At 45.2% G+C, this 11,437-nt stretch carries 9 protein-coding genes; 3 read left to right on the top strand and 6 right to left on the bottom strand.

The window, feature by feature from the left end:
- Nucleotides 1-105: 105 nt before the first annotated feature.
- On the top strand, nt 106-2,043 hold the full coding sequence (locus tag H6F50_RS19340) for an ankyrin repeat domain-containing protein (RefSeq protein ID WP_347277185.1): 1,938 nt from the start codon (nt 106-108) through the stop codon (nt 2,041-2,043).
- A gap of 124 nt (nt 2,044-2,167) precedes the next feature.
- Here H6F50_RS19340 and ftsH2 read toward each other — a convergent pair whose 3' ends face one another.
- Both ftsH2 and petH read right to left on the bottom strand, forming a co-directional pair.
- On the bottom strand, nt 2,168-4,054 hold the full coding sequence (ftsH2, locus tag H6F50_RS19335) for an ATP-dependent zinc metalloprotease FtsH2 (protein ID WP_190429954.1): 1,887 nt from the start codon (nt 4,052-4,054) through the stop codon (nt 2,168-2,170).
- 553 nt (nt 4,055-4,607) lie between these two features.
- Nucleotides 4,608-5,894 (bottom strand): ferredoxin--NADP reductase, encoded by a 1,287-nt coding sequence (gene petH / locus H6F50_RS19330; RefSeq protein ID WP_190429953.1) that lies wholly within the window; start codon nt 5,892-5,894, stop codon nt 4,608-4,610.
- Between the two features lie 563 nt (nt 5,895-6,457).
- Between petH and H6F50_RS19325 the strand changes: the two genes are divergently transcribed.
- Complete coding sequence (locus H6F50_RS19325; RefSeq protein WP_190414500.1) at nt 6,458-7,468, top strand: phosphoribulokinase; 1,011 nt, start codon at nt 6,458-6,460, stop codon at nt 7,466-7,468.
- Between the two features lie 182 nt (nt 7,469-7,650).
- Nucleotides 7,651-7,977: a hypothetical protein gene (locus H6F50_RS19320; protein ID WP_190429952.1), complete on the top strand. Its 327-nt coding sequence runs from the start codon at nt 7,651-7,653 to the stop codon at nt 7,975-7,977.
- 407 nt (nt 7,978-8,384) lie between these two features.
- Here H6F50_RS19320 and H6F50_RS19315 read toward each other — a convergent pair whose 3' ends face one another.
- The 4 genes from H6F50_RS19315 to H6F50_RS19300 all read right to left on the bottom strand — a co-directional run bounded on the left by H6F50_RS19315 (nt 8,385) and on the right by H6F50_RS19300 (nt 11,422).
- Nucleotides 8,385-8,702 carry a hypothetical protein gene (locus H6F50_RS19315; RefSeq protein ID WP_190429951.1) on the bottom strand — a complete coding sequence of 106 codons (318 nt, stop codon included), beginning with the start codon at nt 8,700-8,702 and terminating at the stop codon, nt 8,385-8,387.
- A gap of 54 nt (nt 8,703-8,756) precedes the next feature.
- The gene (locus H6F50_RS19310) at nt 8,757-10,181 is read right to left on the bottom strand and encodes a radical SAM protein (RefSeq protein ID WP_190429950.1); all 1,425 of its coding nucleotides are present in this window, start codon (nt 10,179-10,181) and stop codon (nt 8,757-8,759) included.
- 67 nt (nt 10,182-10,248) lie between these two features.
- Nucleotides 10,249-10,680, bottom strand: a complete 432-nt coding sequence (locus tag H6F50_RS19305) for a hypothetical protein (RefSeq protein WP_190429949.1) — start codon at nt 10,678-10,680, stop codon at nt 10,249-10,251.
- Complete coding sequence (locus H6F50_RS19300; protein ID WP_190429948.1) at nt 10,619-11,422, bottom strand: prolipoprotein diacylglyceryl transferase family protein; 804 nt, start codon at nt 11,420-11,422, stop codon at nt 10,619-10,621. Before H6F50_RS19300 ends, H6F50_RS19305 begins: the two co-directional genes overlap by 62 nt.
- Nucleotides 11,423-11,437 lie beyond the last annotated feature (15 nt).

Here is an 11,437-nt window from a genome sequence, read left to right as displayed (position 1 = left end):
AAAATGGTTGATACTTTGCTTGCTACTGCACTTGATTTAGTCAATCCAAAACACCTACGCAACTGGTTCACAAACTGCTGCTACTGTACTTCATGAACTTGCAATCTGCTGTATTCTAGGGGTCAGCATCCACTGGTCTTAGCTTCTAGCATTGGAAATCTAGACATTGTGGAGGCATTGCTGGCGGCAGGGGCAAATGTCAATGCTAAGTCTGAACTGCCTCAAGGTGATGCTCGCTCCCAACCGAGTCTATTTGTTTCTTCAGTACCAGGAACCTCCAGCTATGGACAGATGCTGGCAGAAGCTACTGAGGATGCTGATGAAGAAACAAAACGCTTTTTCGCAGGCTTTACACAGTTCGTTGATGCTTTCTCCGATGAAAAGAACGTCAGTAGTGCGAGTACTAATGAGCAGCAAAACTCCTCCCAAGATGAAGGTGTAGAGTTTGACGAAGAGGAAAATTTTGATGAAGGGAGAGAAAAGACGGCATTGATAGCAGCGATCGCTTCCGGTCATGTTGAGGTTGTAAAAACTTTGCTGATAGCAGGCGCTGAGGTCAATCCAACAGCTTGGGATGATCCGGTTCCTCTTGTAGTTACTGCCAAACATGGACAGCTTGAAATTGTCCACGCCCTCATTGCTGCTGGTGCTGAAGTTAATAGATTTGACCTGAATTCTGAATTCACACCTTTAGGCATAGCAGTTGAGTATGGACAAGTTGAGATTGTTCGAGTTCTTCTTGAGGCAGGCGCTAACCCTCTAGGAGGAGATACTAGTTGCTCTTCTCTAGCATTAGCTGCGGAACATGGAAATATAGAAATCATGCAGCTTCTGCTGAAGACTGGCGTAGATATCAACTACCCCAAAGGTAGTTACACAGCTTTAATGGGAGCGGCTAACAACGGTCAATTTAAGATGGTGCAAATGCTGGTAGAAGCAGGAGCTGATGTTAATGCTTGGTATGAAGGCTCTAATACTCCTTTGCGCTACGCAGCTTATAACGGGCATCGTGAAATCTACGACTATTTGTATCCCTTAGTTGCTGAAGATATCCGGAAGTATGGGGAGAGCAAAATTGAGAAAGGTGTCAAGAAAAAGGAGCGATTACAGAAGAAGGATGTCGAAGACTTTATTGACGCGGCAATGTTTGGAAAAGTCGAAGCGGTAAAAGCAGCTATTGAGAAGGGGATAGACATCAATGCCATTGGCTCTAACGGTCAAACTGCGCTAATGTATTCGGCTAATTACGTTCATATTCCCGTAGTTCAAATTCTAATTGATGCAGGTGCTGAGTTAGATATTTTGAGCGAAGAAGATGGACTTGGTGAGGGGAAAACCGCTTTGATGCACGTAGCTGAAAGCTTTTTCGCAACAGGCAAACGCGCTGAGGTGGTCAAAATGTTAGTGGAAGCGGGGGCGAACATCAACCTCAAAGGTAAGGATGGTCGTACCGCCCTGATGTGTGCTGCGATCGCTGGCTACGCGGATTCAACACAGGCGTTAATTGGAGCAGGAGCCGACCTGGATGCCAGAGATGATAATGGCAATACAGCGATGATGCTGGCTGAGGGTGACAGACATCCTAAAATTGTTCGCCTGCTCAAACAAGCTGGTGCTTCAGAAGAGGGAATGAATGAAATTGCCTTAATTCAAGCAGCTGATGACGGAAATGTAGAACAGGTTAGAGCGTTAATTCAAGCAGGCACAAACGTTAATCACAGGATCAATAGCACCGCGTTATGCAATGCAGCTTCAAGCGGACACTATGAAATCGTGAGAATGCTGATTGAAGCGGGTGCAGACGTAAACCAAAGAATCATTGAAGGATATTTTAATCCGTTACTTTATGCTGCCAATAAGGGATATCTTGATATTGTTCGTGCTTTGATAGAAGCAGGTGCAGATGTGAATGCAGAAGGTTTCTGTAATCCTATTGAATATGCTGAGTTGGGCATTCTGGAGGGACATCACAAAGGCGGACAACACGCTGAGGTGATTGGATTACTCAAGCAAGCGGGTGCTACTAAGTCGCAAAATTTTTAATGGGAAGATATCGCGATCGCATTCACCTTCCTCCCAGCACAAATAAAAAAAACGGGGATGAGCTACCTCATCCCCATATCCTAAAGAGTTATGAATTAATTCAAAACTCAAAACTCAAGACAATTTACAAACTCGGCACAAATTGCTCTTTTTCTGGTACATCTGTGTACTCAGCAACAATTTGGCGGAATTCTTCACCGTCAATAGTTTCCTTCTCAATCAACAAGTCTACGAGTCGATCGATGACTTCCCTGTTTTCGCGCATGATCTTGCAGGCATCTTTGTAGCATTTCGCGACAATTGACCGCACTTGCACATCAATCTGGGAAGCAATTTCCTCAGAATACTCGCTCCGGCTCGTCCAATCGCGCCCCAAGAACACTTCACCACTCTGGCTTTCTAAGGACAGTGGGCCGAGGGTAGACATTCCAAACCGCGTGACCATCTGCCGTGCCAAACCTGTCACCTGTTGCAAGTCTCCGCCAGCACCCGTAGTAATCTCGGAATCTCCAAAGATGACTTCCTCAGCCGCACGTCCGCCCAAAGCGCCTGTAATGCGTGCCAATAGCTGGGACCTGGAGATTAAGCCTTGATCTTCATTAGGAGTGAACCAGGTTAAGCCACGCGCTTGACCCCGTGGCACCAGGGTGACTTTTTGTACCGGGTCGTGGTCGGTCACTAGGGTACCGACGATCGCGTGTCCTACTTCGTGGTAGGCAATCAGTCGCTTGCTCTTGCTATCCACCAGCGGCGTGCCTTCCATCCCCGCTACCACCCGATCAACCGCGTCGTTGATTTCCATCATCGTGATGGCCTCTTTGCGACGGCGAGCGGTCAAGATAGCAGCTTCGTTGAGCAGGTTCGCTAAGTCAGCACCTGTGAAGCCTGGAGTGCGTCGGGCGATCGCTTCTAAGGAAACTTCGGGAGCAATTTTTTTGTTCCGTCCGTGGACTTCCAGAACTGCCAGACGCCCTTTGAGATCCGGTGCATCCACCATCACTTGTCGGTCAAAACGTCCCGGACGCAACAGTGCCGAATCCAGAACATCGGGACGGTTGGTCGCGGCAATGATAATAATTCCGGTATTGCCTTCAAACCCGTCCATTTCTGTCAAGAGCTGGTTGAGGGTTTGTTCCCTCTCGTCGTTTCCACCGCCGATGCCTGCGCCTCTTTGCCGTCCGACGGCGTCGATTTCATCGATGAAGATTAAGCAGGGAGCGTTTTCTTTGGCTTTTTTGAATAAGTCGCGGACTCGGGATGCACCGACGCCGACGAACATCTCCACAAATTCCGAACCGGAGATGCTGAAGAAGGGAACCCCGGCTTCCCCGGCGATCGCTTTAGCAAGTAATGTTTTCCCAGTTCCGGGAGGACCAATTAACAGGACGCCTTTGGGAATTTTCGCACCCACGGCGGTGAATTTCTCTGGGAGTTTGAGGAAGGTGACGACTTCTTCGAGTTCTTCTTTGGCTTCTTCGATTCCGGCGACGTCGTCAAATTTGACGCCGGTTTTGGCTTCCATCTGAAATCTAGCTTTTGATTTCCCGAAGTTCATGGCTTGCCCCGGACCGCCAGGAATGTTGCTAGAGCGACGGAATAGGAAGAACAGCCCAGCAATCAACAAAATCGGAAAAATTAAATTCCCCAAAAATCCCCAGATAGCTCCATCGTTGCGAGCAGGATGGGTATCAAAGCTGATATTTGCGTTTCTGAGCTTAGCAATCAATTCTGGGGCAGTTGTTGGCAAATCTACCCGCAGCCGTTGGATGCGGTTATCCAGATCCGGATCGACGGCTTCGACAATTGCTGTCCGACCCCCATCGTAGAGGTCAACACTGGTAACTCTTTGGGCATCTAGGTATTCCAGAAAGCGCCCATAGGTCATGCGGGTACTAGCAGTGTTTTTGCCCATATCGGTGGGAGCAGCAGCAAATGCCCCTTGCCAGAGGAAAAACCCTATGACTAAGGCAGGTAATGTCCAAAGTACTAATATTCTCCAGGAAAATTTCATAAATCGGTTGTCTCTAGATACGGCTAATAGAAGCAGATTCAGCGCAGATAAAGCGTTATCACAAACAAGGGATGAGAGCTGATTGAAGGAACTGAAACATTCCTTTTTTTACCTAATTGAGCAAGACTTTAGGCAGGAAATCCCAGCCAAAAGCTGGATTTGCTACCACCAGGACATTTAGGCTTGTCCCTATAGGGCGAACATTGGCACCTTAAACGTGAACTTAATTAAATTTAACTTAATTCTCATCATTGGATCAACTGACTGCTTTGCTTATATCCTTTGAGGACTTTTGTCAAGAGAAAATAATCATTGCAGATATTCATCTGTGCAAATCTACGCCCACGCCTGAATATCTTGCAATGAATCAGGAAAATAACCTTCCTCCAAAGGATTGACGCGCCTGCTTCCCAGTTTCAATTCTGGTAAGACAAACGCGCCAGTTGGCTTGAAGCGAGCGCCATCAAACTGAGAAACCCAGTTTCTTTAAGAAACTGGGTTTTTATGAGAGTCAAGGAGAGACGACTAGGCAGGACTTCCAGCCAGTAGTAACCTAGTAGGTTTCTACGTGCCAACGACCAGCCTTCTTGATCGTTCTTTGGTATTCGCTCCAAGTCACCCCATCCTTGGCAGCAGCGGCGGAGAGGGCTTCATCAATGCCCCCTTCCATACCCTTCAAACCGCAGATATAGGTGTGGGTATTCTCTTGCTGAATCATTTTCCAGAGTTCATCAGCGTGTTCAGCCACCCGATCCTGAATGTACATTCTGCCGCCTTCGGGGTTTTTCTGTTCCCGGCTGATGGCATAGGTGAGGCGGAAGTTTTCAGGGTACTGCTGTTGCAGTTCTTCAAGTTCTTCCTTGTACAGGATGTTGGGGCTGGTGGGAATCCCGAAAATGAGCCAAGCTAAACCCTTGTATTCGTAGTCGGTGTTAACTGCTCTTTCATTTTCCTTGAACATCCGCCACAGGTAAGCGCGGAATGGCGCAATACCCGTTCCGGTTGCCAACATGATCACGTTGACATTCGGATCTTCTGGTAACAACATTTCTTTACCAGTTGGTCCGGTAATTTTCACATCGTCCCCAACCTGGAGATTGCACAGATGGGTGGAGCAAACACCATAGACCATTTCGCCCGTTTCTGGATGCTTATACTCTAGTTGCCGGACACACAGCGATACAGTCTTGTCATCAACCTTGTCGCCATGACGAGTCGAGGCAATCGAGTACAGTCTTAGTTTGTGGGGTTTGCCCTTGTTGTCATTTCCCGGCGGGATGATGCCAATACTTTGACCTTCTAAATAACGGAGATCCCCTTGGGAGATGTCAAAGATCAGGTGACGAACGGTGCCGATCCCACCCTCACCAACTAACTCTTCATTACTCAGACACTTACCAATAAAGGGATTATTCGGGCGGTAGATATTAACGGGAATATCTTTTTCCGTTTTTTCCTTCGCTTGAGTCATAGGCTTACTCTCTTTTGGTGCTTGAGTGTCCTGTGCGACGGTTTGCGAAGTGGCAGGAGCATTCGTTGCACTTGACTCAACGCTTGCGGCAGCAGGGGAGCTGGGGGAGCTACCCTTAGAGCCATTTGCTCCGTTGTCAGCACCCAGAGGGTGGATGCTGACAATTTTGCCGCCCAAACGAGCGATCCGTTGCATTTCTTGATTCATGCGATTGTAGGGCACTGTGATAAACACGCTGCCACTACGACGAATCGGGTAGTTTACGTTGTCAGTTGCTTCGTTCTGACGCAGGCCCACCACTTCATAAACAAAGACGCGGCTACCAGATTCTGAATTTGCAGTACCGTTGGCTGCTGTGGAATTGTACATTGCTCTTAAATATCTCCGAACCCACCTTCTGTTAACATTCTGCTACAAAGCGGTCTTTCCACCACATATCGCTCTGCTGACCGAGGGCAGGTAAAAGAGGGCAATGACTGAATCTGGATAGTTTCTGGATAGTTAACGTCGCTAATATTAGGGATATTCTTCCTCGCCGGATGGCGATTGGGAAACCCTTCGCTAGCTTTTTTTAGGGTAGCCAGCAATTTATTTAAATAATGTCTCCATTGAGTCAATTTAATTTTTCCTTTCTAAAAATGCACGGCACGCCGTAGCATAAATACTGAGCGAGATGATTCCACTGGGGTTAGCTTGTAGCGTCTATCCCGTTCTGGTAAGATACTGTGTAACATCTAGTATTAAATACTTACTGGACGAAGCTTGAGTCTTCCCCAACGGGCCTTACTCTAGGGTGCTGTAAGCTCCTACTGGTTATGCCTTCTTGCTGTGTCGCAAGAGCTGCAAGAGTAACCAACGGGGTGCCCTCCGGGCTGAGGATTTAGATTGCTTAAAACTCAATGAGAAAAAATTTTTTGCGTTAGAGGGAAGCTATGACCAGTCAGCTGGATCGCGTGGTTCTAATTGGTGTTGCTGGAGACTCCGGATGCGGTAAATCTACATTTTTGCGCCGATTAACAGATTTGTTTGGGGAAGATTTCGTCACGGTGATTTGCCTGGACGATTACCATAGCCTGGATCGGAAACAGCGCAAAGAAACTGGAATTACGGCGCTGAACCCCAAGGCGAATAACTTCGATCTGATGGCCGAGCAGATCAAAGCGCTCAAGAACGGTCAGTCCATTGAAAAGCCAATTTACAACCACGAAACCGGCGAGATCGATCCTCCAGAGCGAGTCGATCCTAACCATATTATTGTGATTGAGGGGCTTCATCCTTTGTATGATGAGCGGGTGCGATCGCTCCTCGACTTCAGCGTTTATCTCGACATCAGCGATGACGTTAAGATTGCCTGGAAGATTCAGCGGGATATGGCTGAGCGCGGGCACCGTTACGAAGACGTACTCGCTGCCATCAACGCTCGCCGCCCAGATTTTACTGCCTACATCGAGCCGCAGAAGGAACACGCTGACGTTGTGATCCAGGTGTTGCCGACGCAATTAGTCAAGGAAGAGAAGGTAGGTCAAATCCTGCGGGTGCGCTTGCTTCAGCGCGATGGAGTGGAAGGCTTTGAGCCAGCTTATCTATTTGATGAAGGGTCTACGATTGATTGGAGACCCTGCGGTCGTAAGCTGACCTGCGGCTACCCTGGTATCAAGATGTACTATGGCCCAGACTCTTACTATGGTCATGAGGTGTCCGTTCTGGAAGTAGATGGTCAGTTCGACAAGCTAGAGGAAGTCATCTACATTGAAAGCCACCTCAGCAAGACTGCGGCTAAGTACCACGGGGAACTGACCGAACTGTTGCTCAAGCATCGGGAATATCCAGGCTCTAATAACGGAACTGGCTTGTTCCAAGTGCTGGTCGGTCTGAAGATGCGGGCAACCTACGAGCGGTTAACGTCTGGAAAGAGCCAACCGTTGGCAGCGACGAAAGTATAAACTAGACCCCCAAGGGTAGGGATGCACGCTCGTGAGTCCCTACGACTGCGTTCAAAGCCTTCTAGCAAGGGCTATCTAAGTGAATTGCTGACGCGAGAGACTGACAAAAGGCTCTCGCATTTTATTTTAGGTATCTAGGTTTTAATAGAGATATAAATTTTGGGATTGGGTTGAGTAGAAATATGAGAGTGTGGGTTGCCAGTTTTTTGCTGCTGTTTGGCTTTGCAGAAATCTATCAGTGGTTGAAACAGTTCACGCTGCCGTTGCCGGTGTATATTCTGGGAGGTGCGTTTTTAGCGATCGCATCTAACTACGACAAACTATCTAGCTTTCCTTTTTTGCGAAGCCACGAAGACGAACCAGCGTCGATTAAAGACCAGACGCCGCTAGCCATGCGTTCTGTTTCTAGCCAATCTCCATCGAACCTCACGCCTCAATCGCCTCGTCCCATTTCTTTCAAAATCGAAAAGAAGACGAAAAAAGGCGCGAATAGCAACCACTCAATCTAGTGCCACTGGGTCGGGGAATTTAATATTTACCGGCTTACCGAAAGGATGAAGAGCCAGCAACCACCGTTGAGTAAAGCAGTAAGAACTGCACCACTAATCACTCCTTTCATCAATCCCCATCTTTGTTGCCGTCTTAGCCAAAAAATTATTGGGATTACATACAGAAGTTAAGACAATCCAATATAAAAAATTAATATTGCTACAATTTAAGCGATCGTAGAAATATACAATAAATTCACGATTATAGACGATAAAAACCCTAAGATAACCAAAACTAAAATATGTATTCCTAATAGTAAGAATATACTGTTAATCATTTCAGTGATTTCATTCCTTGAGCGCATAATTTTGTTCTTATAAACATGAAATTATTGCTGCTATATTAGGGTGTTATAAAATTTAGCGTTTTATTTAGGACTAAAGTACAGTAAATAGCAGGCTCCATTTAATAAAGCGGTAAGAACTGCACAAATAATCACCCCTTTCACCATTGCCCGTCGCTGTCGCCGTCTTAGCCAAAAAATAAGCGGAATCACATATAAAAGCTGCCATAAGAATATAGAAATAGCAGAAAACGCCCAAACGATTAAAATAGCGTATCCTCCTCCTAGCAAAGCAGCAATAGGAAAACTTACTAAAAATACTGCTAGACCGGCGATAAGATGCATACCTAATAACAACAGCATTCCGGAAAGTACCCCAAGCAATTCATTTTGATGTTCCATAAAACTCCTGCTGAATCAAATTAATATTTGTTGTTAATAATGGTTATATATCAATTAAACCAATGCCGGACGATTATTAACCAAGTGATATCCAGCACTTCCCTCTCGGTAAAACATATTAAACGTATCAAATGGAATAATCCTCCCATCGGGATGCACAATGTGGATGCAGGAACGTTTTACAGAACGGACATCGAAGTTAAAGGGGTCAAGAAACTGTACAATCATCACTCGGAATATATTTTCGTAGGTAATTCCTTCAGGAACAGGTAGTAGTGGCAAACAACAAAGTAATTGTTTTAAAGATGTTGCAGAAGATGCGGGTGAATGGCTAGTGGAAAACAAATTAAAAATATTTCGCTTTAGCTCATCATCCTGTTCATAAAGAACAGAATTTGGCATGATTTTTACAAAATTATTTGGCTCCAAAAGCCCAGTCAAGGGTATCACTTTGCCCTTAACTTTTAGCGCGTAAGCCATTGCTAAACAATCGGGATGGCAAGGAACTGGGAGAATATCTTCTGGTTTAAAATAGGGACTCTGCTGTAAGATAGAGCGACGAACTTCTGTGAGAGTGTAGCGATCGCGCTCATGCTCAAATCCCTCCAGACGCCCTGCTGCCTGAATCGGTTGAAAGGTAACACCCCGCACGCATCGCTGTTGCAAGGCGTATTCAATGATTTTGCCAATTTCGCCGTCGTTTAGCCCTTTTTTCAGGGTAACGACCAAAGTTGTCGAGATGTTAAACTCGTTGAGATGCGCGATCGCTTGTTCCCGAATCTCTCGCAAATCTGTCCCACGTAACTCCTCTAATGCTGCCGCCTCAAAGCTATCAAATTGGAGATAGACTTCAATTCCGGGCATATACTGACTTAAGCGATCGCAAAAATTTCGGTCTTTGGCAATTCTAATACCATTGGTATTGATCATTAAATGGCGAATTGGCTTACTTTTAGTAATATCCAGAATTTTAAAAAACTCTGGATGAATCGTTGGTTCGCCCCCACTAATTTGCACAACCTGGGGTTCTCCTTCATTCGCCACCACCGCATCAATCATCCTTTCAATTTGCTCTAAGGTGCGATGACGCCGGGATTGACTGGAATGTTGAGAAACTTCTTCTGTGCCCGAATCTGCGTAACAAATTGGGCAGGAAAGATTGCAGCGATCTGTTACTTCTACTAAAGTTAAACAGCTATGTTGTTCGTGATCGGGGCAAAGTCCGCAGTCATAGGGGCAGCCATATTTTATGGGAGTATTAAATTTAAGCGGCATATCTCCTGGTTTGATAAATTCCTGGGAGAGTTTGTAATAATCGATATCATCAGCAATTAAGACTTCTTGATGTCCGTGGGTAGGACAGTGCTTTACCAGGTAAACGCAATCATCTCGAAAGATAATTTTTGCCTCTACTTTGACGAGACATTTAGAGCAAACGCTGTTAGTTAAAGCATAGAAAAGGTAGTTTCGAGTAGGCATATATTTTTTTGTTAAAATGATTACAATCGGTTGATCAGTTTTCCTGATTGATTCTAGGTGTATAGATTCACAGGTTTCCAATTATAGAAAAATGCTTCGTTATCATTTGCAACTCAGTTATAAGATTTGAGAGGAAAGATTGATCGTTAGAGAAATTAAAGGTTAAAGTATTGCCATTACCAATTGGATAAGTTGTTTTTCCAGTCCATTGGATGTGTCCTAAATTATTAATTTCTGCTTTTAGGTTTATCAATCCTTCCATTGTATTTAGCTCTGCAATACCAGATAGCGTTTGAGATATCTCTTTAAGTTGTTCCAAGAAAATAAATATTTCCTCAGTCCGTATATCACCCAAAAAATTAGCGTGATAGCCAGGTAAGATTATCTCAATTTCTGAACTAATCCAATTTCTATCCCAATAATCGTCTGCAATGAGATTATTTATCCCTTGAATGCGAATGATTACTTTTTCTTGATTTCCCTTGACAGTAAATTGCATTAGATGATTCAAAAACGAACAATTTTAGAATGCTGTTCCGATAATATAAAATTCCCAATAAACAAGCAATCTGAATGGCGCTTAGCCCGTAGATGGGATGAAAATCTGGCTTAATGAAATCAATTAATAGACGAAAGCTTAAATAAGAAACCATGTAAAACTTAAATAATTCGCCTTCTTGCCGATGGTAGCGGCTGCGAATTTGTAAAAATATCATTAAAATTAGTAAAAAAATAACTTCATATAATTGAGTCGGATGCCGGGGAATGCCATCACCAAAATCTACTCCCCAAGGTAAATGAGTGGAAATGCCGTAAGTGCGATCGCTTAATCCCGTCAAAAAGCAACCAATCCGTCCCACCGCCGTTCCCACAATCAAGGGATAAACAAAAACATCGCCGGTAGATCGATTGACACCAATCATTTTCTTGGTAATTTCTACACCAATTAATCCACCGAGTAACGCCCCTACGACCGTTTTTCCTTGAAGGAGAACCAAAAAGAATAGTTGCCAATTATTCCCAATTAAATCGATGTGCTGTAGTAAAACCAGCGCTTTCGCACCAACTAGCGCCCCTACCAAGCCACCGACAATTACCGAACTGCGCTGCGTGGGTGCGATCGCGTCTTTGCGAGCATTTTTGATTAATAAACGGAAAGCGATCGCATACGCCAACGACTCAAACAAAATATGAGGGTGAATCCGCACCGAACCCAGCCACAAATAAACCGGGAAACTCATTATTTGTATCTCCGC

This window comes from Coleofasciculus sp. FACHB-712, assembly GCF_014695635.1.
GTDB lineage: Bacteria > Cyanobacteriota > Cyanobacteriia > Cyanobacteriales > FACHB-T130 > FACHB-T130.
Note: the sequence above shows the minus strand (reverse complement) of the source record. Positions and strands in the feature narration are given on the sequence as shown.